At 73.3% G+C, this 22,945-nt stretch carries 20 protein-coding genes; 18 read left to right on the plus strand and 2 right to left on the minus strand.

Annotated features, from left to right (window positions below; genetic code table 11):
* Positions 1-416 precede the first annotated feature (416 nt).
* The 12 genes from Q2K20_RS02490 (at position 417) to Q2K20_RS02545 (ending at position 15,418) form a co-directional block, all read left to right on the plus strand.
* Positions 417-1,772 carry an amidohydrolase family protein gene (locus Q2K20_RS02490; protein ID WP_317176615.1) on the plus strand — a complete coding sequence of 452 codons (1,356 nt, stop codon included), beginning with the start codon at positions 417-419 and terminating at the stop codon, positions 1,770-1,772.
* Entirely contained in the window at positions 1,769-2,545 is a 777-nt protein-coding gene (locus Q2K20_RS02495; RefSeq protein ID WP_317176616.1) for an ABC transporter ATP-binding protein, read from the plus strand. The genes Q2K20_RS02490 and Q2K20_RS02495 overlap by 4 nt, the downstream gene beginning before the upstream one ends.
* 14 nt (positions 2,546-2,559) lie before the next feature.
* Positions 2,560-3,489, plus strand: coding sequence for an ABC transporter permease (locus Q2K20_RS02500; protein WP_410494217.1), 930 nt, complete (start codon positions 2,560-2,562; stop codon positions 3,487-3,489).
* Between the two features lie 149 nt (positions 3,490-3,638).
* Positions 3,639-4,814 (plus strand): nitrate ABC transporter substrate-binding protein, encoded by a 1,176-nt coding sequence (locus Q2K20_RS02505; protein WP_069390404.1) that lies wholly within the window; start codon positions 3,639-3,641, stop codon positions 4,812-4,814.
* A 65-nt stretch (positions 4,815-4,879) separates the two neighbouring features.
* Positions 4,880-6,232, plus strand: coding sequence for an FAD-binding oxidoreductase (locus tag Q2K20_RS02510; RefSeq protein WP_410494166.1), 1,353 nt, complete (start codon positions 4,880-4,882; stop codon positions 6,230-6,232).
* Positions 6,220-7,059, plus strand: a complete 840-nt coding sequence (locus Q2K20_RS02515; RefSeq protein ID WP_317176618.1) for a creatininase family protein — start codon at positions 6,220-6,222, stop codon at positions 7,057-7,059. Before Q2K20_RS02510 ends, Q2K20_RS02515 begins: the two co-directional genes overlap by 13 nt.
* The gene (locus Q2K20_RS02520; protein WP_317176619.1) at positions 7,056-7,661 is read left to right on the plus strand and encodes a pyridoxamine 5'-phosphate oxidase family protein; all 606 of its coding nucleotides are present in this window, start codon (positions 7,056-7,058) and stop codon (positions 7,659-7,661) included. Before Q2K20_RS02515 ends, Q2K20_RS02520 begins: the two co-directional genes overlap by 4 nt.
* Before the next feature lie 63 nt (positions 7,662-7,724).
* Positions 7,725-9,122: an amidohydrolase family protein gene (locus Q2K20_RS02525; protein WP_313314797.1), complete on the plus strand. Its 1,398-nt coding sequence runs from the start codon at positions 7,725-7,727 to the stop codon at positions 9,120-9,122.
* Positions 9,119-10,531 carry an 8-oxoguanine deaminase gene (locus Q2K20_RS02530; RefSeq protein ID WP_132063634.1) on the plus strand — a complete coding sequence of 471 codons (1,413 nt, stop codon included), beginning with the start codon at positions 9,119-9,121 and terminating at the stop codon, positions 10,529-10,531. Before Q2K20_RS02525 ends, Q2K20_RS02530 begins: the two co-directional genes overlap by 4 nt.
* Before the next feature lie 5 nt (positions 10,532-10,536).
* Positions 10,537-11,406, plus strand: coding sequence for an FAD binding domain-containing protein (locus tag Q2K20_RS02535; RefSeq protein ID WP_167492436.1), 870 nt, complete (start codon positions 10,537-10,539; stop codon positions 11,404-11,406).
* Positions 11,400-14,075, plus strand: a complete 2,676-nt coding sequence (locus Q2K20_RS02540) for a molybdopterin-dependent oxidoreductase (RefSeq protein WP_317176620.1) — start codon at positions 11,400-11,402, stop codon at positions 14,073-14,075. The genes Q2K20_RS02535 and Q2K20_RS02540 overlap by 7 nt, the downstream gene beginning before the upstream one ends.
* Before the next feature lie 17 nt (positions 14,076-14,092).
* On the plus strand, positions 14,093-15,418 hold the full coding sequence (locus Q2K20_RS02545) for an amidohydrolase family protein (RefSeq protein WP_317176621.1): 1,326 nt from the start codon (positions 14,093-14,095) through the stop codon (positions 15,416-15,418).
* Positions 15,419-15,492: 74 nt separating this feature from the next.
* Here the strand turns inward: Q2K20_RS02545 and uraH are convergent, their stop codons facing one another.
* Both uraH and Q2K20_RS02555 read right to left on the minus strand, forming a co-directional pair.
* A complete protein-coding gene (uraH, locus tag Q2K20_RS02550; RefSeq protein ID WP_067713539.1) occupies positions 15,493-15,816 on the minus strand; it encodes a hydroxyisourate hydrolase in 324 nt (107 codons plus the stop codon).
* Positions 15,816-16,343, minus strand: coding sequence for a 2-oxo-4-hydroxy-4-carboxy-5-ureidoimidazoline decarboxylase (locus Q2K20_RS02555; protein ID WP_143337742.1), 528 nt, complete (start codon positions 16,341-16,343; stop codon positions 15,816-15,818). Before Q2K20_RS02555 ends, uraH begins: the two co-directional genes overlap by 1 nt.
* Before the next feature lie 360 nt (positions 16,344-16,703).
* Between Q2K20_RS02555 and Q2K20_RS02560 the strand changes: the two genes are divergently transcribed.
* The 6 genes from Q2K20_RS02560 to Q2K20_RS02585 all read left to right on the plus strand — a co-directional run bounded on the left by Q2K20_RS02560 (position 16,704) and on the right by Q2K20_RS02585 (position 22,763).
* Complete coding sequence (locus tag Q2K20_RS02560) at positions 16,704-17,024, plus strand: urease subunit gamma (protein WP_067713537.1); 321 nt, start codon at positions 16,704-16,706, stop codon at positions 17,022-17,024.
* Positions 17,021-17,899, plus strand: coding sequence for a hypothetical protein (locus Q2K20_RS02565; RefSeq protein ID WP_317176622.1), 879 nt, complete (start codon positions 17,021-17,023; stop codon positions 17,897-17,899). The genes Q2K20_RS02560 and Q2K20_RS02565 overlap by 4 nt, the downstream gene beginning before the upstream one ends.
* Before the next feature lie 56 nt (positions 17,900-17,955).
* The gene (gene ureC / locus Q2K20_RS02570; protein ID WP_317176623.1) at positions 17,956-20,151 is read left to right on the plus strand and encodes an urease subunit alpha; all 2,196 of its coding nucleotides are present in this window, start codon (positions 17,956-17,958) and stop codon (positions 20,149-20,151) included.
* Positions 20,151-20,999 carry an urease accessory protein UreF gene (locus Q2K20_RS02575; protein WP_317176931.1) on the plus strand — a complete coding sequence of 283 codons (849 nt, stop codon included), beginning with the start codon at positions 20,151-20,153 and terminating at the stop codon, positions 20,997-20,999. Before ureC ends, Q2K20_RS02575 begins: the two co-directional genes overlap by 1 nt.
* A gap of 175 nt (positions 21,000-21,174) precedes the next feature.
* The gene (gene ureG / locus Q2K20_RS02580; RefSeq protein WP_061228858.1) at positions 21,175-21,810 is read left to right on the plus strand and encodes an urease accessory protein UreG; all 636 of its coding nucleotides are present in this window, start codon (positions 21,175-21,177) and stop codon (positions 21,808-21,810) included.
* Positions 21,807-22,763: an urease accessory protein UreD gene (locus Q2K20_RS02585; protein ID WP_240341401.1), complete on the plus strand. Its 957-nt coding sequence runs from the start codon at positions 21,807-21,809 to the stop codon at positions 22,761-22,763. The genes ureG and Q2K20_RS02585 overlap by 4 nt, the downstream gene beginning before the upstream one ends.
* Positions 22,764-22,945: the final 182 nt, after the last annotated feature.

Genomic DNA, 22,945 nt, shown 5'->3' on the forward strand with positions numbered 1-22,945 from the left:
GGGGGCGGGGGCGCGGCCGGGGGCGGCCCCGGGGGGCCGCGTGTGGGGGGGGTCGGGGGCCTGCCTTGGGGGCGGGGGGGGTGGGGGGGGGGGGGGGGGGGGGGGGGGTGGGGCGGGTCGGGGTCTGGCGGGGCGGGATCTGGTGGGACGCGGTCTGCCGGGGTCGGTATTCGTGCATGTAGTCGCGTTGGCGCGGAATCGGCGGACACCGGAACCGCGCCGGAACAGCGGGGTAATGCCGCCGAAACACGGGGCCACCACACTCACCATTATTGATCCGATCAATACCCGGGGTCACTATCCCGCCCCGGGGTCGGATGCACAAGTGCCGCACCCGATCAGAAAGCCCGGGCTGCCGAGAGGGGCCGAGTCGGAGGGTCGGCGGGGAACGCACGAGTCGGCAGAGGAGGGGAACGATGGAACCACGACGAGCGGCACAGCGCGATGCACAGCGCGGAGCCGGGGCCGAGCGAGTCGCGCCGCGGCACGTGGACCGGATCGCGGGGGCCCGGCTGCAGGGCGGCCGGGTGGTCGACGTGGACATCGTCGACGGGGTGGTCGTGGCCGTGACGGATGCGGGGACCACCCCGACGCGCGGTGGTCCTACCGGGGGCGAATCGGTGATCGACGCCCGCGGCTACATGGTGCTCACCGCGTCCGCGGAGCCACACGCCCACCTCGACAAGGCCCTGAGCTGGGGCGCCACGCGGCCGCCGGGCTGCGATCTGGGCGCCGCGATCGACGCGTGGCGGGCCTACGCCGCGACGGTCGACGAGGACGAGATCCACGCCCGCGCCCTCGCCGCAGCGCGCAAGCTCGTGGCCAACGGGACGACCGCGGTGCGCAGCCACGTGGACCTGCACGACGACCACGACCCGCTGCGCGGCGTCCGCGCTCTCGTCCGCGTCCGCGACGAGCTCGCCGGCGTGATGGACCTGCAGATCTCGGTGATGGTCAACGAGGTCGACCCGTCGGACCGGGCCCGCGCCGCGATCGCGGCCGGTGCCGACCTCATCGGCGGGGCCCCACACATCTCGACCGACCCGGTCGCCGAGACAAACCGACTGGTGGACCTCGCCGAGGAGCTGGGCACCGGCATCGACCTGCACGTGGACGAGTTCCTCGACGGCGACCACGCCATGCTCGAGGTGTTCACCGACCGTGTCGCGACCTGGCCGCCGGGGCAGATCCGCACTGCCGGGCACTGCTGCCGCATCGGCTCGCTCGACGGGGCTGGCCAATCCCGCGCGGCCGGCGCGCTGAGCCGGGCGGACGTCGGGGTGGTGACCCTGCCGATCACCAACCTCTATCTGCAGGGCCGCGCCGGCTGCACCTCCGTCCCGCGCGGTCTGCCCCCGGTGCGGGCCCTGCTCGAGACCGACGTGACCGTCGCCGCCGGCGCCGACAACGTGCGCGACCCGTTCAACCCGGTCGGCCGCTCCGACGCCACCGAGACGGCGATGTTGCTGATCGTGGCCGCCCACCTCGACATGGACACCGCCTGGCAACTCGTCACGGGCGGCGCCCGCGAGGTCATGGGTCTGCCGCCCGCCGGCCCCTCACCCGGCCTGCGGGCCGACCTGCTGCTGGTCCGGGCGGGCGGGCTCGATGACGTGATCGCCGACGCGCCACCCGACCGGATCGTGCTGCGGGCGGGCTGCGTGGTGGCGGCGAGGGAGGTCCTCGTCGTCGTCGACCCCGGTGTCGCGCTGCTCGACGACCAAGCCGCCACCACCCACCCACGGACACCCACCTACGAGGAGACCCGATGACCACACCCACCGACATGCGGGCGGCGCAGGCCGCCCGGCCCGGCAGCGAGATCCTCGGATTCGACGGCGTCGGAGTGACCTACCCCAACGGCACCCGCGCGCTCGACGGCGTGGACCTGCGGATCCGCGCCGGAGAGTTCGTCAGCGTCGTGGGCCCGTCCGGCTGCGGCAAGTCCACGCTGCTCAGCCTCGCGTCCGGGCTCGCCACCCACACCGACGGCTACATGCAGACCGGCACCGACCGCATCGGCTACGTCTTCCAGGACGCGACCCTGCTGCCGTGGCGGACGGTCGAGCAGAACGTGGAGATGCTCGCCGAGCTCGACGGCATCGGCCGCACCGAACGCCGTGACCGCGCGGCGGCGGCGATCGAACTGGTGGGCCTGGCCGGGTTCGAGACGTCGCTGCCGCGGGAGCTGTCGGGCGGCATGAAGATGCGTGTCTCGCTGGCCCGCTCGCTGACCCTCGACCCGGAGTTGTTCCTGTTCGACGAGCCGTTCGGCGCGCTCGACGAGATCACCCGGCAGCGCCTCGGCGACGAGCTGCTGGGGCTGTTCGCGGCCAAGCGGTTCGCCGGGCTGTTCATCACGCACTCGGTCGCGGAGGCGGTGTACCTGTCCACCCGCGTGGTGGTGATGTCCGGTCGGCCGGGGCGGATCACCCATTCGGTGGATGTGCCGTTCGGCCCGGAGCGCGACCCCGAGATCCGATACACGGCGGACTACATGAACCTCGTCGGCGAGGTTTCTCAGGCACTCGAGGAGGCGCACTGATGAGAGGCACACTGATGAACGGAATCACCGCCCGCGCGAACGTGAAGAACGACGACGACGACGAGGTCACCGCCGCCGACGTGGGCCCCGGCCCCGTGGCCGAACCGGCCGGGGGAGCCCCCGCCGCCGGCCCCGCCCGCCCCCGGTTCCGCCTCTCGGCCGACGGGCCCGTGGTCCGCTACGGCGGCCCGTTGGCGGTCCTGGCCGCGGTGCTGGGTCTGTGGTACTTCGTCAGCTACGTGGTGCTCGAACCGTCGCGGCGGTTCCTGCTGCCGGCGCCGCACGTGGTGGTCACCGACGGGCTGTTCGGGCCCAGCATCTCGGGCATGCTCGAGGCGCTCGGCCGCACCGCGACCGTCGCGCTGACGGGGTTGGCGATCGCGTTCGTGATCGGCGTCGTGTGGGCGATCGTCATGAGCCAGGAGAAGTGGGCCGAGCGCTCGCTGTTCCCCTACGCGGTGGTGCTGCAGTGCATCCCGATCCTCGCGCTGGTGCCCCTGATCGGCTTCTGGTTCGGCTTCGGGTTCACCGCCCGCGTGTTCGTGTGCGTGCTGATCGCACTGTTCCCGATCGTGTCCAACACGCTGTTCGGTCTCAAGTCCGTTGACCCGGGCCTGCGCCGGCTGTTCACGCTCCACCACGCCGGGCGCCTGACGGTGCTGCGCAAGCTCGAGGCCCCGGCGGCACTGCCCGCCCTGTTCGAGGGCCTGCGCGTGGCGGCCGGCCTGTCGGTGGTCGGTGCGATCGTCGGCGACTTCTTCTTCAAGCAGGGCGACCCGGGCATCGGCATCCTCATCGACACCTTCCGCGCCCGCCTGCAGTCACCGGAACTGTTCGCCTCCATCATCCTGGCCTCCCTGCTCGGCGTGGCCGTGTTCCTGTTCTTCGGCTTGCTGTCCCGTCGGGTCGTGGGGCGCTGGTACAACCCGGACGCCGACCGCTAGTCGTAACCCCCGGCGACCAGCCGTAACGACTCCCGACCGAACCCGCAACACCACTGAAACACGGCAGCGGTTCACTCTCCTTTATTGATCACATCAATACAGCACTCGCTCCCATCTCGTCGTTCCGTCACCCACACCCAGGAGTTCCCATGCGACGCACCACCGCCCCCCGTACCGCCGTCTCCGTGGCCGCGCTCTGCGCCCTCGGCGCCGTCACGCTCACCGCCTGCGGCGGTTCCGAGTCCGCGGAGGCCTCTTCCGGATACAGCGGGGAGATCGGCGCGGTCGACCTCAGCGAGGTCTGCCCCGAGAAGGTCGTGGTCCAGACGGACTGGAACCCCGAGGCCGAGCACGGCCACCTCTACGAACTCCTCGGACCGGAGCCGACCATCGACGCCGGCGCCAAGTCGGTCTCCGGGCCGCTGTTCGCCTCCGGTGAGTACACCGGTGTGGACGTGGAGGTCCGGGCCGGCGGCCCCGCGATCGGCTTTCAGCAGGTCACCGCGCAGATGTACCAGGACACCGACATCATGCTCGGCTACGTGGACGCCGACCAGGCGGTCCAGAACTCGCTGAACAACCCCACCATCGGCGTCTTCGCACCGCTGGACATCAATCCGCAGATGATCATGTGGGACCCCGAGACCTACCCCGACGTCGAGACCGTCAGCGACCTCAAGGACGAGAACACGCGGGTCCTGTACTTCGAGGGCAACGCCTACATGGACTATCTCCTCGGCGAGGGCATCCTCGACCCCGCCCAGGTCGACGGAAGCTACGACGGTTCGCCCTCGAACTTCGTCGCCTCCGGCGGTGCGGTCGCCCAGCAGGGCTTCGCCAGCGCCGAGCCGTTCATCTACGAGAACGAGGTCGCCGAATGGGGCAAGCCGGTGAAGTACCAACTGCTCCACGACCTGGGCTACCCGATCTACAAGTCGATGATGGCCGTGCGCAGCGCCGAGCTCGAGGACAGCGCGGCGTGCCTGGAGAAGCTGGTGCCCGTACTGCAGCAGGCCGAGGTCGAGTACTTCGAGGACCCGGCCCGCACCAACGCCGTGATCGTGGACGCCGTCGAGCAGTTCAACACTGGCTGGGTCTACAGCGCTGAGCTGGCCGACTTCGCCGTCGAGGCCATGCTCGAGCGCGAACTGGTGGGCAACGGACCCAACGCCACGATCGGTGACTTCGACGACGAGCGCCTCGCCGACATGGTGGCCAAGGTCAAGGGCGTCTACGAGGCCGCCGATGTCGCGATCGCCGAGGACGTCTCGCCCGGGACCGTCGCCACCAACCAGTTCATCGACCCGGCCATCGGGATGAACTGATCCGGCTCCGCTGCCCGGTTCACTTTTTCAGTTCCCGCCGCCCCCGCACCCGATCGGAGCCCCTCGTGACCGCGACCTCCACCGCACCCGCCACACCCACCCCGCCCACCGGATCGCCCGGATCCACCGCAGACGTCGCCGGCCTGGTCGACGACCTGCTCGACCTGCTCGGTCCCGATGCCGTGCACACCGACGACCGCGCCCTGGACAAGGCGTCGGTGGACGGGTCCTACCTCAGCCCGATCCTCCGGGCGCAGTGGCCCATCGGCCGGCCCGAGGTGGTGTGCCGGCCGACGGACGTGGAGCAGGTGCCCGCCGTGGTCCGCGCGGCCGTCCGCCGACGGGTGCCCATCACCTCCCGGGGCAAGGGCACCGGCAACTACGGCCAGGTGGTCCCGCTGCACGGCGGGCTGGTCCTGGACCTGACCGCGCTGCGAGGCGTCGACCACGTGGACACGGAGGCGGGCGTGGTCACCGCCGAGGCCGGGGTCCGCATGCTGACCCTCGAGAAGCGGCTGGCCTCCCACCACGGCAGTCAGCTGTGGATGTACCCGTCCACCGTGCAGTCGACCCTCGGCGGGTTCCTCGCCGGCGGGTCGGCGGGCACCGGCACGATCGTGCACGGCCGCAACCACCAGGGGTTCGTCGAGGCGCTCGACGTGGTCTTCGCCCACGAGGACGCCGAGATCGTGCACCTGGAGGGTGCCGACGCCCAGCCGTTCGTCCACACCTACGGGGTCGCCGGGATCATCGTGCGCGCCACGGTGCGGATCGAACCGCTGCAGGACTGGCGGTGCGTGTACGCGAGTTTCGACGACCACCACGACGCGTTCGCGGCGGTGCGTCGGGTCCACCTCGTCGAACCCGCGCCGCGCCTGTGCTCGGCGGACGGCGCCCACGTGGCCTCTTGTCTGCCCGCCGACGAGGCCATCCCCGCCGGCCGGGCGAGCCTGCGGGCGATCGTCGACGCCGCCGCGGTGGACGAGGTCCGGGCGATCATCGACGGTGCAGGAGGAGTGGTCGAGGCGGTCCGGAGCGGCGTCAACGAGACGATCAAAGTCTCGACGCTGTCCTACAACCACCCCACTCACTGGCTGCAGAAGGCCGAACCCGACACCTGGTTCCACATGGAGTGCCAGGGCGACGCCCTGGTGGAACGCCTCGACGAGGTGGAGGCCGTGTACCCCGGCGGGACCCTGCACCTGGAGGCGGGACACGGGCGGATGTTCGGGATGCTCAACGGTCACTACACCTCGCCGGAGGCCGCGTACGCGGGTGTGCCGGTGCTGGAGGAGCTGGGGGTGCGCGTGCACTCGCCGCACCAGTACCGCGTGGACCACGACACCGAGGCAGTCCGAGCGCTCGCGGCCCGCACCGACCCGTATGGCCTGCTCAACCCCGGGCGGTGGGAGGCGTGATCGGGCCGCAGCGGCGGTACGCCGAACTCACGACCGTCGAGGCGGGCCGGGTCGGATCCGGTGACCCCGTCGCCGTCATCCCGGCCGGCGCGATCGAACCCCACGGTCCGCACCTGCCACTGGCCACCGACCTTCTGGTCGCCGAGCACGTGGCCGCCCACGCGGTGGCCGCCGCGGCGGAGGCGGGCGTCGACGCCTGGCTCATGCCGGCGCTGGGGTACACGAAGAGTGATGAGCACGCCAACCTCACCGGGGCGTTGTGGATCTCCGGGGAGACGCTGATGCGCGAGGTGGTCGAGCTCGGCTCGGCGCTGCGGGCCAGCGGGTTCACTCGGGTGCTGTTCGTCAACTGCCACGGCGGCAACTCGGCGCTGCTCGAGGTGGCGCTGCGCGAACTGCGCCGCCGCTTCGGACTGCGCACCTTCCTCTACGCCGGGCGCGCGGTCCCGGGCCCCACCGAACTGGGGATGGGCATCCACGCCGGGTGGGCGGAGACGTCGATGATGCTCCACCTGCACCCCGAGCTCGTCGACATGACGGCGGCCGAGGCGAGGGTCCCGGCCGGGATCGCGGAGTGTCAGCACATCGGGTTCACCGGCCCCGTGAGGTTCGGCTGGCTGGCCGACGACCTGTCCGACACCGGGGTGATCGGCGACCCCACCGGGGCCGACGCCGTGATCGGCCGCCGGTTGGTGGCCGATCACGTGGACGCCGTGGCCGCCGCGCTCGCGGAGATCGAGGAGTTCGACCCGGCGCGCGGGGTGACCGCCGCCGCCACCGTGACCGCCCCGGCCGCCCCGGCCGCCGCGGCAGGGGGTGCGCCGTGACCTCCACCGAGCTGCCCGTCGTCACCATGCCCGGCCCCGCCGATGACCCGCTGCAGGCGATGGTCGCGTGGCTGGCGATCGACCCGGCGGATCCGCCACTGGGGGTCCTGGCCACGGTCGGCCCGGACGGCACCCCGCACTGTCGGCACCTGCTGGTCTCCGGGGCCACCACCGAGGGCCCCACGTTCCACACCGACTCGCGGTCCCAGAAGGCACTGGACCTGGCCGCCGACCCCCGCGCGACGCTGGTCGTGGTCTCCGCGGACCGAACGCGGCAGCTCACGGTCACCGGGGTCGCGGGGCCCACCGATCCGGACGAGCACCTCGCGAGCTACCACCTGCGCAGTGACTACCTCAAGCTCCTGGCCTGGACCAACGACGTGGCGACGGCCGAGCTCGCGCCGCCGGGCAGGCGCCGGATGTGGGCCGCCACCATCGACCGTCTGGGTCCGTCGCCGACGCTGCCGCCCGAGACGTGGCTGGGCATGCGGCTGCGGCCCGGGTCCGTGACCTTCTGGGCCGCCGGACGCGACGAGCCGTCCCATCGCCGCCGGTTCGTGACGGACGGGCAGCGGTGGCGTGCCGAGGAGTTGCCCGGCTGAACCCCTGCGGAACCCCTGCGGTACCCCTCCCGCGGTGAGATAGACGAGAGAACGAGAGAACCCATGATCACCTTCACCGACGCGCTGGTCCTGCCCGTGTCCGCGGACCCGGCCGCCCCCGCCTGGTTCCACGGCTGGGTCCACGTGGACGACGCCGGCATCATCGTCGGACTCGGCCCCGGCGACCCGCCGCCCGGCCTGCCGGGCACGGTCCACGACCTGGGCGGTGCGATCCTCGCGCCCGGGTTCGTCTCCGCGCACAGTCACCTGTTCACCGCCGGGATGCGCGGTACCGCCCCGGACGACACGCTCTACGGCTGGGTGTCGACGATGGGCGAGATGATGGTCGGTGCGGAGGCCGAGGACCTGTACTGGTTCACCCTCGCCGGCTGCCTGGACTTCCTGCGCAACGGCGTGACCAGCGCCTACAACTTCACCCAGAGCCGGGTGGTGGCGGTGTTCGACCATTCCACCTCGACCCTGGTCGCCGAGCGGGTCCACGACGTCGACTTCCTCACCCGGCAGATCGACGCCCAGGCCGACTCCGGTCTCCGGTGCCTCACCTCCACCCGCCTCGACGACGAGCAGCTGCCCGAGGCCGAGTGCTTCGACGCGTTCGCCCACGTCACCGAGCACCGGCTGCGCACCGTCCCCCAGGAGCTGGACCTGGGTGGGTCTGTGTTCGGGTCGGTGCAGTGGTCCTCGTCGCCGGTCACCGCGGAGCGCGAGCGCCACGCCATGGCCACCCACGGCGTGGGCAACCAGGCGCACTTCGTCGAGACAGCCGAGCATCTCGAGGTACAGCGGGCCAAGTTCGACTGGTACGACCGGGCCGGGGTGCTGGGCCCCGACTTCTCCTTCGGCCACTTCGTTCACCCCACCGACCACATGGTCCGCCGGGTCGCGGAGACCGACTCGGCCGTCATCTGGCAGGCCACCTCCAACGGCCGGCTGGGCTCGGGCATCGCCGACATCACGCGGTTCCGGGACGCGGGCATCCGCGTGGGGATGGGCCTGGACGACCAGTCCTGCACCGACGTGTCCGACCCGTTCCAGAACATGCGGATCGGCCTGTACACCCAGCGCGCCGTCCACTCCGACGCCGCGGTGCTGGCCGCCCGCGAGGTCCTGCGGATGCACACCCTGGGGGCCGCGGAGGCCCTCGGCCTGTCCGGCAGGGTGGGCAGCGTGGAGGTGGGAAAGCACGCGGACCTCGTCGTCGTCGACCCCACGTCCCCGGCCACCGGACCGATCTGGGACCCCGTCGCCACGTACGTCCTGGCCTGCTCGCTGCGCAATCTGACCCACGTCTACGTGGGCGGACGCCTGGTGGCGGAGGGCGCGCGCAGCCTGCACCCGCTCGCCGACGAGGCCGACGCCCAGCTCACCGAGCGCATGATCCGCTCGGCCCGGGCGCGGGGGTTCACCCCGGCGTTCACGCCGGGCCTGGTGCGCGCATGACCTCCGGAGCCGCGGCGGTGCTCATCGAGAACTGCGCGGTCGCGACCATGGCCGGGGCCGGGGCCGGGGCCGGGGTCGGGATCGGGGCCGGGGCCGGTGCCGAGTACACCACCGGCCACGTGCTGCTCGAAGGCGGCCGGATCACCGCGGTGGGGGAGGGGCCGTGCGATCCGGCGCGGATCCCGGCCGGCGCGGAGCGCGTCGACGGCACGGGTTGTCTGGCCACCCCGGGCCTGGTCAACACCCATCACCACCTGTACCAGTGGCTCACCCGGGGGCTCGCGGCCGACGCGACGCTCTTCGAGTGGCTCACCGCCTCGTACCCGGTGTGGGCGGGCATCGACGCCGACGACGTCCACACCGCCGCCCTCGGCGGGCTCGCGCACCTGGCGCTGGGCGGCTGCACCACCACCACGGACCACCACTACGTCGTTCCCGCGGATGCCGGGGACGTGTTCGCCGCCGAGATCGACGCGGCCGCGGCAGTGGGGCTGCGCTTCCACCCCAGCCGCGGGTCGATGGACCTGGGCCGCAGCTCGGGCGGCCTGCCGCCGGACTCGGTGGTGGAGGGCATCGACGCGATCCTCGCCGGCACCGCCGACGTCATCGACCGCTTCCACGACGCCGGGCCCGACTCGATGTGCCGCATCGCCGTGGCACCGTGCTCACCGTTCTCCGTGACCGGCGACCTGCTCCGCACCAGCGCCGAGCTCGCCCGCGAGCGGGGCGTGCGCCTGCACACCCATCTGGCCGAGACCGACGACGAAGAGGAATTCTGCCGCGAACGCTTCGGCAGCACGCCGATGGAGTACATGGAGTCGGTGGGCTGGGTGGGCCCGGACGTATGGTTCGCCCACACCGTGCACCTCGACGACCCGGCGATCGCCGCGATGGCCGCCGGCGGGATGGCGGCCGCCCACTGCCCCGTCTCCAACGGTCGTCTGGGCGCCGGCATCGCCCGCGTCCCGGACATGCTCGCCGCGGGGATCCCGGTGGGGCTGGGCGTGGACGGCTCGGCGAGCAACGAGTCGGGCGTGCTGTGGGAAGAGATGCACACCGCGCTCCTGCTCGCCCGCGCCACCCGCGGGCCCCGGGCGATGGACGTGCGCACGGCGCTGCGGATGGCCACCGTGGACGGCGCCCGTGCGCTCGGGCGGGAGGGCGAGATCGGGCGGCTGGCCGTCGGATACCAGGCCGATGTCGCACTGTGGCGCCTGGACACCCCGGCCCACGCAGGGATCGACGACCCGGTGGCCGCGCTCGTCCTGGGGTCCCGCCCGCCGATGGCCGGGGTGTGGGTGCAGGGGCTCCGGATAGTGGCCGACGGGCAGGTCCTCACCGTGGACACCGACGCCGTGGCCCGCGACGTGGTGGCCGCCCGCCGGCGGCTGCTCGCCCGGGCGGGGTGAGGGCGGTGGACCTGGTCAGCGTCACCGCACTCCACCGACCGCGCAGCCGGGACGAGGCGCACGCGGCCCTGCTCGCCGGCGCCACGGCCCTGGCCGGCGGGACCGCCCTGCACGGGGAGGCGCACCTGCACCCGGCCGGCGCCGCGGCCCCGCCGGGGGAGACCACCCCGCTCACCGCGCTCGTGGACCTGCTCGACCTGCGCTGGCCCGACGTCGAACCGCTGCCCGACGGCGGCCTGCGGGTCGCCGCTACCGCCACGCTGCGGACCGTGCTCGACCACCCGCTCACCGCGCCCCTGCGCCCGTTCCTCCACGACGCGTTCTCCTGCCTGCTCGCCTCGTGGAAGATCTGGGGCCGCGGCACCTGGGGAGGCAACCTCTGCGCAGCCCTGCCCGCCGGCGCCGGGACCGCCGCCGCCTGCACGCTCGACGCGACCGCCGAGATCTGGACCCCCGACGGCGGCACCCGCACCGTCCCCGCCGCCGAGGTGGTGGTGGGCCCGGGTCGCACCTGCCTGGCCCCGGGCGAGATCCTGCGCGCGCTCGTCATCCCCGCGTCGGCGAGCCGGGCGCGCTACGCGGTCCGGCGGCACTCGCTGGTGCCCAGCGGCCGCTCCGGCTCCCTGGTCACCGGGCGACTGGACCCCGGCGGCCGCTGCACGCTCGTCGTGACCGCCGCAGTGCCCGCCCCGGAGGTGCTCACCTGGGACCGGCCCCCCACGGCCGGCGAGGCCGAGGCCGCCGTGCGCGACCTGCCCCGCTGGCACGACGACCCCCAGGGCGATCCGGGTTGGCGGCGTCACGTGGCGGGGATCGCGTCCCTCGCCGTCGTCGCCGAACTCACCCACCCCACGTACCGGGAGGCACCATGCTGATCACCGTCGACGGACGCGCCCACGACCTGGACCCGCGCCCCGGGCAGTGCCTGCGGACGCTGCTGCGCGAGTCGGGGGTGCACGCGGTGAAGAAGGGCTGCGACACCGGCGACTGCGGTGCGTGTTCCGTGCTGGTCGACGGCGTGCCCACCCATTCCTGTGTGCTGCCCGCGCACCGCGCCGAGGGCGCCGACGTCCGCACCGCCGCCGGGGTGCCCGACGAGGTGCCGGCCGCGTTCGCCCGCGCCGCCGGGTTCCAGTGCGGGTTCTGCACGGCGGGGATGGTCACCACGGTCACCGGGCTGGGGCACGCGCCGTGCGCCCGGGACGGCGGGCCGGCGCCGAGGATCGCCGCGATGAAGGGCAACCTGTGCCGCTGCACGGGCTACCGGGCGGTCGAGGACGCCCTCGACGGGGCCCGGAATGCGTGCGCCGCCGGGGGGATCGGGAGCCCGGTCGCCGCCCCGGCCACCGAGCGCGTGGTGCGCGGCGCCGAACCCTTCACCCTGGACACCGACCTGACGGGCTGCGCGCATCTCGCGGTGCTCCGCTCCCCGCACGCGCACGCCCGCATCGTGTCGATCGACGCCTCCCGCGCCCTCGCGATGGACGGCGTGGTCGCCGTGCTCACCCACCACGACGACCCCGACGTCCTGTTCTCCACCGCCCGCCACCAGCGACGTACCGACGATCCCGACGACACCCGCGTGCTCGACCCGGTCGTGCGTTACCACGGTCAGCGCGTTGCGGCGGTGGTGGCCGAGTCGGAGGCACTCGCCCGGCGGGCCTGCCAGCTGATCGAGGTGCGCTACGAGGTGTTGCCGTCGGTCCTCGATCCCGAGGCCGCGCGTGCCCCCGGAGCGCCAGCGATCCACGGCGACAAGGGTCCGGAGTCCCGGATCGCCGACCCCGCGCGCAACGTGGTGGCCGACTGGTTCGGCGAGGTGGGCGACGTCGACGCCGGGATCGCCCGCGCGGCGCACACGGTGACCGGCACGTGGAGCACCTCGCGGGTCCAGCACACGCACCTGGAGACCCACGCGGTGATCGTGCGGCACGTCGACGGCGGGCCCCGGGTCGGTGGGTCGCTCGACATCCGCTCCTCTACCCAGGTGCCGTTTCTCGTGCGCGACGAGTTGGCGTGGATCTTCGGCCTCGACCGCGATGAGCTGCGCGTCCACGCCGCGCGGGTGGGCGGCGGGTTCGGCGCCAAGCAGGAGATGATCGTCGAGGACCTGGCCGTGCTCGCGGCCCTGCGCACCGGCCGCGACGTGGTGTGGGAGTACTCGCGCGCGGAGCAGTTCACCTCCGCCACCGTGCGCCACCCGTACCGCACCACCGTCACCGTGGCCTGCGACGACGACGGCCGGCTCACCGCTCTCGAGCTGGACGTGCTGTCCGACGCCGGCGCCTACGGGGGCCACTCCGCGGGCGTGATGTTCCACTCCATCACCGAGTCCGTGGAGCTGTACCGCTGCCCGGCCAAGCGGGTGACCGCCGAGGCCGTCTACACGACCACCGTGCCGTCGGGGGCCTTCCGCGGGTACGGGCTGGGGGAGGTGGGGTTCGCCCTGGAGAGCGCGCTGGACGAACTCGCCGACGCCGCCGGGCTGGACCCCGTGGAGCTGCGGCGGCGCAACGTGGTGCGCCCGGGTGACGCGTTGGTGAGCTCCGCGGGCGACGACGACGAGCTGGCCCTGTCCTCCTACGGACTCGACCACTGCCTGGACCTGGTGGCAGGGGCCCTGGCCTCCGGTCGCGGGGAGACCGCGCCGCCCGGGTGGGCGGAGGGGACCGGGATCGCGCTGTGCATGATCGCCACCAATCCGCCCGGGGGCCACCACGGTTCGGCCCGCGTCGAGATCACCGCCGACGGCACCGTGCACGCCTACGTGGGCACGGCCGAATTCGGCAACGGCACAGCGACCGTGCACACCCAGATCGTCGCCGAGGCGCTGGGCGTGCCGTCCGACTCGGTGGTCCTGCACGCGTCCGACACCGCCCTGCTCACCCACGACACGGGTGCGTTCGGCTCCGCCGGCACCGTGGTCGGTGGGCGCGCCCTGCACCGCGCGGCAACCCGGGTCGCCGAGCTGCTCCGCGCCGGAGCCCGCCTGCCGGTGTCCGCCGAGGGGTGCGCCGACGGGCTGGGTCGGCAGGCCGCGTTCACCGTGCAGGGCGTGCGGGTGGCCGTGTGCCCCGACACCGGGACGGTGAAGGTCCTGCACAGCGTCCACGCCGTCGACGCCGGGCGGGTCCTCAACCCGCAGCAGCTGAGGGGGCAGGTGGAGGGCGGCGTCGCCCAGGCCCTCGGGGCGGCGCTGTACGAGCGGGTGATGCTCGACGAGACCGGCGCGGTCACCAACGCGACCCTGCGGCACTACCACCCACCCCGCATGGGCGACGTCCCGCGCACCGAGGTGTTCTTCGCCGACACCGTCGAGCCCGAGGGCGTCCTGGGCGCCAAGTCCATGTCCGAGGCCCCGTACTGCCCGGTCGCCGCGGCCGTGGGGATCGCGGTCCGGCGGGCCACCGGAGTGCGGCAGGACCTCATCCCCCTGACCCCGGACCTGGTGTGGATGAGGTCGTTCGCGCCGCGCGACGGCGGGTCTCCCGCGGCGACGGGCCGGACCCCGTCCGCCGCCGTGTCGACCGGCGGCCGCGCGTGAGCGCGCGGGTGTTGCGGGTGACCGGTGCCTCGGCGGTCTGGTCGCCGGGGCTCGAGTCGGCGGACGCCTCCACGGTGGAGTGCGTGGACGGGCGGATCGCCGCCGCGCCGGACGATGCTGCCGCCGCGCCCGACGGCGCTGCCGTGGTCGAGACCCTTGACGCCGACGGCGGCGTCGTCACCCCGGGCCTGGTCAACGCCCACCATCACCTGCTGCAGAGCGCGTTCCGCACCCTGCCCGGTACCCGCGGCGTGGAGATGGCCGTGTGGCTGGCCCGGATGCGCGAGGCCTACGTCGCCGCGCGGGTCGACGATGAGCTGGTCGAACTGTCCGCCCGCGTGGCGCTGGCCGAGTCACTGCTGTGCGGCGTCACCACCGTGGCCGACCACCACCTCACCTGGCCGGCGGGCGCGGACCCCATGCAGATCGCCGGTGCTGCGTACGCCGGCGCGCAGGCGCTGGGATCGCGACTGGCCTTCGTCCGCGGCACCGCCGGAGACGACCCGGATGCCGCAGCGGCGTCGGTCGAGGCGATCCACGCTGCGCACCTGCCCGGCGCGTCCGGCGGGACCACCGCCGACGGGATGCGCCAGCTGGCCGTGGGGCCGTCGGGTGTGCACGCAGACGGGCCCGCGACCTTCGCCGCCATGGGGGAGGTCGCGCGCCGGCTCGGTCTGCGGCGGCGCACCCAGGCCAACGAGCAGGTCGACGTGGCCCGGGCCGCCGAACTGTACGGCCGTCGCCCCCTGGACCTGCTGGAGGAGTGGGGCTGGCTCGCCCCCGACGTCACCCTCGCCCACCTCTGCGACATCACCGACCCCGAGATCGCGTCGATCGCCGGGAGCGGGGTCACCGCGACCCATGCCCCGGCCTGCGATCTTCCGATGGGGTGGGGCGTGGCGCCGGTGGCCCGACTGCGCGACGCCGGGGTGACCGTGGGACTCGGGACCTCGGGCGGTGGCAGCAACGACGCCGGACACCTCCTGGCCGACGCGCGCCTGGCGATACAGGTCGCCCCGCTCGCCGGTAGGCCTCTGGACGCGCTCGAGGTGCTGGAGATGATCACCGCCGGCGGCGCCGACGGCCTGGGGCGCCCCGAATTGGGCCGGCTCACCCCGGGGTCGGCGGCGGATCTGGTGGTGTGGGACGTCAGCGGGGTCGCGGACGCCGGCGTCGCGGATCCGATCCGAGGACTGTTGTGGGCCGCACCCGGGCGCCGGCCCCGCCACGTGGTGGTGGGCGGCCAGGTGGTGGTGCGGGACTTCGAGCTCGTCACCGCCGACGAGCGGGCCCTGGCCGCGGATCTGCGCGAGCAGTGCGCCCGGCGGGGCATCGGACGCTGACCGGCACTGACCTGGGGTGCCCTGCAGGCCCGGTGCAGGGCGCCGCAGGTCAGAGCGTCGGAGAGCCCCGCGCCTCAGGATCCGCGGTAGGTGCTGTACCCGAACGGCGACAGGATCAGCGGCACGTGGTGGTGCGCGGCCGGGTCCGTCACCTCGAAGCACACCACCGCCTCCGGGTAGAAGCCGCTCACTCCGGCGGCCCGGTGATAGCCGCCCGTGTCGAAGGCCAGTCGGTACACCCCGGCCCCGACCTCGACCTGCGCCAGATCGGGGCCCCGGCCGTCGACGTCCGTGACCCCGGAGGCGAGGTCAGTGCCAGCGGAGTCGGTGAGCCGGTAGCCCAGGCCGACCGCCGGGGTGCCGGTGGCGGTGTCCAGGGCGTGGGTGCTCAGCGACATCAGAGGGCTCCGGTCTCGAGCAGTCGGTCCAGCCGCAGGGCGTTGATGGCGGCCAGGTGGTCACGGGTGGTCGCGAGCTCCTCTGCCGGGGTGAGGTCGATCCGCCGGTCGAGTTCGGCCACGATGTCCCGGGCCGACAGCCCGGTCGCGCACACGAGGAACGCGTGGCCGAAGTGCTCGGCGTGCCGACGTTGCCCCTCGGCGAGCCGGCGCGCGAGCTCGGCGTCCGCGGTGGCGGCTGCGCTCTGCTCCCGCGCCGAGGCCTGACCGACCTCCCGGGGCGCGCCCGTGTCTGCGCCGCCGCCCGCGCCGCCCGAGCCCGCGCCGATCGGCGGATGCGCGTCGACCGCGGCCAGCACCTCGGCGTCTTTCTGCTCGTCGAGCACCCGCCGGGCCGCCGCATGTAGCGCGTCGCGGGAGCCGTACGGCCGCCCCTCCAACACCGCGCGCGCCCAGGTCTTCGACCCGGAGAGTTCGGTCAGGACCGGCATCAGTTCCTCTGCGCGCGCGGCATCGAATCCGCTCACGGCGGGATCGACGGTCTCGGCAGAATCAGAGGAAACGGGGGGTGTGGTGGTCTCGGGCACGGGCTCATCATCGCAGCGGCAGGGGCCCGGAACACCGCCGACGCGGCAGTCGTAACACGGCGTAACAATCGGCCCCGGCGCCCTGACCTGCGGTGCCCTGCACGCCGCCCGCAGGGCACCGCAGGTCAGGGGCTCGCGCGGCGAGGGCGCGGCGGGAGTGCGGCGGGAGGAAGGCCCGGGCCGGAACCAAGTAACACTGCCGACACACAACGTCGCTAGCGTTCAGAAACGTCGACGCGCACGCGGACGCACATGCCGGTCCCCGGACGCGCCGCCGCCCGAGCACGAGAGGACCCCAGGATGAAGCTCACCCCCCGCGAGTTGGACAAGCTCACCCTGTTCACCGCGGCCGAGGTCGCGCGCCGCAGGCTCGAGCGCGGGGTGCTGCTCAACGTCCCCGAGGCCACCGCGCTCATCTCGTGGGAGATCGTCGAGCACGCCCGCGACGGCCGCACCGTCGCCGAGTGCATGGACCTCGGCCGGCAGGTGCTCGACGCCGGCCGGGTGATGGACGGCGTGGTCGAGCGGCTGGCGATGATCCAGGTCGAGGCCACGTTCCCCGACGGGACCAAACTCGTCACCGTGCACGACCCCATCGGGCCGGTGGAGCAGAGCGCGTGAGCGGCCACGGGCACGGCGACGCCCACGGGCACGGCGACGCCCACGAGCACGGCCACGAGCCCACCGACCCGGCGACCGCCCGGATCGTCCTCGCGTTGGGCCCGGAGTCCGAGCAGATGCCGGACCTGGACATCCCCGCCGCACGGCCGGGCCGCGACCTGGCCGACCTGGTGGAGGAGCAGGCGCGAAGGCCCGGGGGACCGGATTCGGCGGGAGAGGGTGCCGGTGTCGTCGTCGTCGTCCCCATGACGTTCGGCCGCGCGCCCGCGATGGTCGCCGACTGCTCCCGGACGTTACGCGACGTCCGGGGCAGCACCGACCGCGCACGGCTCGCCCCGGGCTCCGCTGGTTCCATGGGCCCGGTGGCATTGGCGGCGCCGCTCGGCGACGCGACGATGCTCATCACCCGGCTGCGCGCGGTGATCAGGCGGCACGGCGCGGTGTGCTCGGCGCTCGTGGTGAGCCGCGCGATCGACCCGTTCGCCGACGCCGAGCTGTACCGCCTCGCCCGGCTCGCGCGGCAGTACGGGCAGCCCGGCCTGGTCGAGGTGGCGTTCCACGGCGGCGACGAACCCGATCCCGACCTCGCCGAGGGGCTCGAGCGCGTCCGCGCCCTCGGCGGCCGACGCCCGGTGCTGGTCTCGGCGACCCTCGCCCCCGCGCCGGTCACCGGACTCGAGCTGCCCGGCGAGGGCGAGCACCTGTTCGGCCCGGCCGTGCTGCGCAGCGTGATCGACACCCGCGTCCGCGAGGCCGTGCACCGGCTCGACCACGGCGACGACGGCATCGACGCCGCCCTCGACGCCGAGGACGGCCACGGGTACGCCCACTCGCACGTCGCCGCCGACGGCTCCGTCTACACCCACTCCCACTAGCCACCCCAGCCACTCCACCCCGACTCACCCCACCCCGACGACCCCAGGAGCCACACATGTCCGGTTCGGTGCACTACCTCTACGGCGACGGGGACATCGAGCTGGGCGCCGGCCGCGCGACCATCGAGGTGCGCGTGACCAACACCGGCGACCGCGCCGTCCAGGTGGGTTCGCACTATCACTTCTTCGAGGCCAACCGGGAGCTGCGCTTCGACCGGATCGCGGCGTACGGGCGGCACCTGGCGATCGGCGCGGGCCTGGCGGTGCGCTTCGAACCGGGCCAGACGCGGACGGTGCGACTGGTCGACTTCGCGGGCGAGCGCGTGTGCCACGGGTTCTCCGGGTTGGTCGACGGCCCGCTCGACGACCCGGCCGTGCGCGAGCGCGCGCTGGAGCGGATGGTCGCCGGGGGGTTCCTGCACAGCGGCGGGGGCGGCGACAGCCCTGACAACAACGACGACGACGAGGTCGCGCCCGCCCCGGACGCTGTGCCCGCAGCCGAGGGCCCGCCGACCGTGCTCTCGCGCGCCACCTATACCGATATCTACGGACCCACGGTCGGCGACCGACTTCAGTTGGCCGACACCGACCTGGTGATCGAGATCGCCACCGACCACAACGCGGTGACCACCGACGGCAGCAGCGGCTACGGCGACGAGGCCGTCTACGGCGGCGGCAAGGCGATCCGCGACGGGATGGCGCAGGACCCGGCGGGCACGCGGGCGTCGGGCGCGTTGGACCTGGTGATCACGGGCGCGATCATCGTCGACGCGGTGCTCGGTGTGGTCAAGGGCGACATCGGTGTGCGCGACGGGCGGATCGTGGCCGTGGGCAAGGCAGGCAACCCGCACCTGCAGGACGGGGTGCATCCGGAGCTGGTGATCGGGCCCGGCACCGAGGTGGTGGCGGGTGAGCACAAGATCGTCACCGCCGGCGGCGTGGACACCCACATCCACTACATCGCGCCACAGCAGGTCGAGGAAGCCTTGAGCAACGGCGTGACCACCCTGTTCGGCGGCGGCACCGGCCCGGCGGAGGGCACCAAGGGCACCACCTGCACGCCGGGCGCGTGGAACATCGGGCGGATGCTGCAGGCCGCCGACGGGCTGCCGGTGAACATCGGGGTGCTGGGCAAGGGCAACACGTCGCAGCCCGAGTCGGCGGTCGAGCAGATCGTGGCCGGCGCGGCGGGGCTGAAGATCCACGAGGACTGGGGCACCACGCCTGCGGCGATCCGCTGCGTGCAGGAGGTCGCGGACGAGTACGACGTGCAGGTCGCGATCCACACCGACACCCTCAACGAGTCGGGCTTCTACGAGGACACGCGTGCCGCGTTCGGCGATTCCACCATCCACACGTTCCACTCCGAGGGCGCAGGCGGCGGCCACGCCCCCGACATCCTGCGGGTGTGCGGCGAGCCCAACGTCCTGCCCGCCTCGACAAACCCGACGCTGCCGTACACCGTGAACTCGGTGGACGAACTGCTGGACATGGTCATGGTGTGCCACCACCTGTCGCACGACATCCCGGAGGACGTGAGCTTCGCCGACTCCCGCGTGCGCGCCGAGACGATCGCCGCCGAGACCGTCCTGCACGACGAGGGGATCATCTCGATCTTCTCGTCGGACTCGCAGGCCATGGGCCGGATCGGGGAGTCGTGGCAGCGCGCGTTCCAGACCGCCCACCACTGCCGCGTCGAGCGGGGCCCGCTGCCGGAGGACAGCGACCGCAACGACAACGAGCGCGTCCTGCGCTACGTCGCCAAGATGACCATCAACCCCGCCATCGCGGCGGGCATCGCCGACCACCTCGGCTCGATCGAGCCAGGCAAGCTCGCCGATCTCGTGTTGTGGCCGGTCGACTCGTTTGCCGCCAAGCCGTCGTTGATCATCAAGGGCGGGATGATCGTGTGGGCGCCGATGGGCGATCCCAACGCGTCGCTGCCCACGCCGCAGCCGGTGATCTACCGCCCGATGTTCGGCGCGTACGGCGGGGCGCTGCAGTCCACGCGGGTGACGTTCCTGTCCGCCGCCGCGATCGAGGCCGGCGTGCCCGAGGAGCTGGGCCTGACCTCGCCGTGCCTGCCCGTGCGTGGCTGCCGGGGGATCGGCAAGAAGGACATGGTCCGCAACGACCGCTGCCCGGTCATCGAGGTGGATCCCGAGACCTACGTGGTGACCGTCAACGGCGAGCCCGCCACCATCGCCCCCGCCACCACGTTGCCGCTGGCCCAGCTCCACTACCTCGCGTGATGTCCGACCACGACGACCACGACGACCACGACGACCACGACGCGGCCGGCGGCTGCCCTGCGGGCCCTGTGCAGGGCGCGGGCCGTGCCGAACTGTCGACGCTTCTGCTGGCCCTGCAGTTCACCGACTCGTCGTTCCCCTCGGGCATGTACACGCTCTCGCACGGGCTCGAGGGGCTCCGGCAGTTGGGCGCTGTCGACGCCGGGGCCGGAGCCGACGCCGCCGCCGGGGCGCGGTCCGTGGCCGAGGCCGTGCACGGGATCCTGCGGTATTCCGCTGGCCCGGCCGAGGCGACCGCGCTGGCCCTCGCCTGGGCGGCGACCCACGAGCTCGCCCCGCCGCCGGCCGCCAATCCTGCTTGCACTGACACTGCTGCTCTGCTCGCCGCGCTGACCCGCATCGACCGGCGGCTGCACGCCACCCGCTTGACCCGCGAGTTCCGCGACGGCGCCACCCGCACCGGCAAACAGGTGCTCGACCTGGCCGCCGAGCTACTCGACGACCCGGTGGTGTCCGCATGGAACGACCACGTCCGGGCCCGCCGGTCGCCGGGGTCGCAGTCGGTGGTCATGGGCGTGGTCTACGCCCGCGGCGGGCTGAGCCGGCGGGAGGCCGTGGCCGCAGACCTCACAGCGTTGGTCATCAGCCTGTCCGGCGCCGCGCTGCGACTACGACTGGCCGATCACCGCACCGCGCAGGCGCTGGTGCGCGGGGCGGCTCCGGTGATCGCCGAGGTCGCCGACGCCGCGGTGGGCCGGTCGCTGGAGGAACTCGGCGGGTTCGCGCCAGTGCTGGACCTGGCGTCCTGCCACCACGAACGCGCCGACGCCCGGCTGTTCGCCTCGTGACCCGGCCTCCACCCTCCTGACCGGAGTACCTGCGTACCCGGTAGCGCTCTGACCTGGGGTGCCCTGAACGTGCGCTGCAGGGCATCGCAGGTCAGGGCGGATCCCGCCGAGGGCAGGGCCGCGCTGCGTACGCCGCGCAACACTGCCGAAACACGGCTGCACTAGCGTTCGTTGCATGGCAGAGGCACAGCAGGTGTTGCGGATCGGGATCGGTGGGCCGGTGGGCTCAGGCAAGACCGCTCTCATCGAGGCGCTGGTCCCAGAGTTGATCGCCCGGGGACGCACCCCGGCCGTCATCACCAACGACATCTACACGCAGGAGGACGCCGAGCACGTCCGCCGCACCCTGGCCGGAGTCCTCGATCCCGCCCGGGTGGTGGGCGTGGAGACAGGCTCGTGCCCGCACACCGCCGTGCGCGACGACCCCACCATGAACCTCGCGGTGGGGGCGGAGATGCTCGAGGACCACCCGGACGTCGACACCCTCATCTACGAGTCCGGCGGCGACAATCTCACCCTGACGTTCTCGCCGGCACTGGTCGACCTGTTCGTCTTCGTCCTGGACACCGCCGAAGGCGAGAAGATGCCCCGCAAGCGCGGGCCCGGCATCACCGAGTGCGACCTGCTGGTGATCAACAAGATCGACATCGCCCAGTACGTGCGCTGCGATCTGGGAATCATGTCCTCGGACGCTGACCGCGTCCGCTCGGGCAAGCCCGTCGCGCTCACCGACTGCCTCTCCGGGACCGGCATCGCCGAGGTGCTCGACTACTTCGAGTCCCGCCGGGTGGAACTGCTGCCCGCACGGTGAGCGACCGGCTGACCCGGGCCGCCGACCCGGGGTTCGTGTGGCCCGCCGTCGCCGCCGGACCGCAGTCCGGGCCCGGCGCGCTGCCCGTCGGCTCGCCCGGCAAGGTCGGCGTGCTGGACCTGGCCTTCCGCCGGGACGGCCGCGGCCGCACGGTACTGGCCGAACGGTTCCAGAAGTCGCCGCTGCAGGTGATGCGGTCGCTGTACATCGACCCGGTCCTCCGCGAGATGCCGACGGTGTACGTGATGTCGACCGGCGGCGGGATCGTCGGCGGCGACCGGCTGGACATGGAGGTCCGTCTGGCCGAGGGCGCGCAGGCGCTGGTCACCACGCAGGCCGCGAACCGGGTGCACCGGATGGACGTCGGCTACGCCACGCAGACCGTCTCCCTGACGCTGGGCGAGGGCGCGGTGTGCGAGTGGCTGCCGGACCCGCTCATTCCGTACGGCGGCAGCAGGTTCCAGCAGCGGCTGCGGGCCGAGGTGCCCGAGGACGCCGTGCTCATCGCCGGCGACGTCCTCACCGCCGGACGCGTGGCCCGCGGGGAGAGCTGGGACGTGGCCGCCTACGTCTCGGCCGTGGAGATCTCCCGCCCCGACGGCACCCTGCTCGCCGTGGACACCACCCACATCACTCGCGACGAGGCCGGCCACCCGCTGGTCACAGGAGACGCCGACGCGATCGGGACCCTGTTCGTCGTGGCGCCCGGCCCGGCGGAGGAGCTCGCGGCGGTCATGCGCGACGCGGCCGAGGCGATCGGGTCCGCGACCCCGAACTCGGATGGCCTTGATGCGGTGCGGTGCGGGGTGAGCACCCTGCCCGACGGCTGCGGCGCCTGGCTGCGGGTGCTCGGCCGCGGGCAGGAGAACGTGGAGGCAGCGGTGCGCGCGGTCTGGTCCGCCGCGCGAGTGCATCTCCTCGGTGCGCCGGCGCCGGACCTGCGCAAGAGCTGAGAGCCGGGCCGGCCCCGAGAGACGACGGCCGCCGCCCAGCCCGCCGACGCCCAGGTATGCGCCCTCTATGGACCGTTCCGCCAGCACATCCCGCGCGTACGCGTACATAGAGGCATCACAAGCCGAAGGGGACGCGTAACCCCGCGCAGGAGCGGCGTGCGGGCTCAGCCGGCCGCGCCCGC

This window comes from Dietzia sp. IN118, assembly GCF_032905965.1.
Classification (GTDB): domain Bacteria; phylum Actinomycetota; class Actinomycetes; order Mycobacteriales; family Mycobacteriaceae; genus Dietzia; species Dietzia kunjamensis.

Coding starts and splice junctions, on each gene's coding strand:
- ureG (WP_061228858.1), top strand. CDS start 21,175: ATGGCAGAGGCACAGCAGGTGTTGCGGATCGGGATCGGTGGGCCGGTG.
- Q2K20_RS02490 (WP_317176615.1), top strand. CDS start 417: ATGGAACCACGACGAGCGGCACAGCGCGATGCACAGCGCGGAGCCGGG.
- Q2K20_RS02560 (WP_067713537.1), top strand. CDS start 16,704: ATGAAGCTCACCCCCCGCGAGTTGGACAAGCTCACCCTGTTCACCGCG.
- Q2K20_RS02575 (WP_317176931.1), top strand. CDS start 20,151: ATGTCCGACCACGACGACCACGACGACCACGACGACCACGACGCGGCC.
- Q2K20_RS02505 (WP_069390404.1), top strand. CDS start 3,639: ATGCGACGCACCACCGCCCCCCGTACCGCCGTCTCCGTGGCCGCGCTC.
- Q2K20_RS02495 (WP_317176616.1), top strand. CDS start 1,769: ATGACCACACCCACCGACATGCGGGCGGCGCAGGCCGCCCGGCCCGGC.
- ureC (WP_317176623.1), top strand. CDS start 17,956: ATGTCCGGTTCGGTGCACTACCTCTACGGCGACGGGGACATCGAGCTG.
- Q2K20_RS02530 (WP_132063634.1), top strand. CDS start 9,119: ATGACCTCCGGAGCCGCGGCGGTGCTCATCGAGAACTGCGCGGTCGCG.
- uraH (WP_067713539.1), bottom strand. CDS start 15,816: ATGTCGCTGAGCACCCACGCCCTGGACACCGCCACCGGCACCCCGGCG.
- Q2K20_RS02540 (WP_317176620.1), top strand. CDS start 11,400: ATGCTGATCACCGTCGACGGACGCGCCCACGACCTGGACCCGCGCCCC.
- Q2K20_RS02525 (WP_313314797.1), top strand. CDS start 7,725: ATGATCACCTTCACCGACGCGCTGGTCCTGCCCGTGTCCGCGGACCCG.
- Q2K20_RS02500 (WP_410494217.1), top strand. CDS start 2,560: ATGAACGGAATCACCGCCCGCGCGAACGTGAAGAACGACGACGACGAC.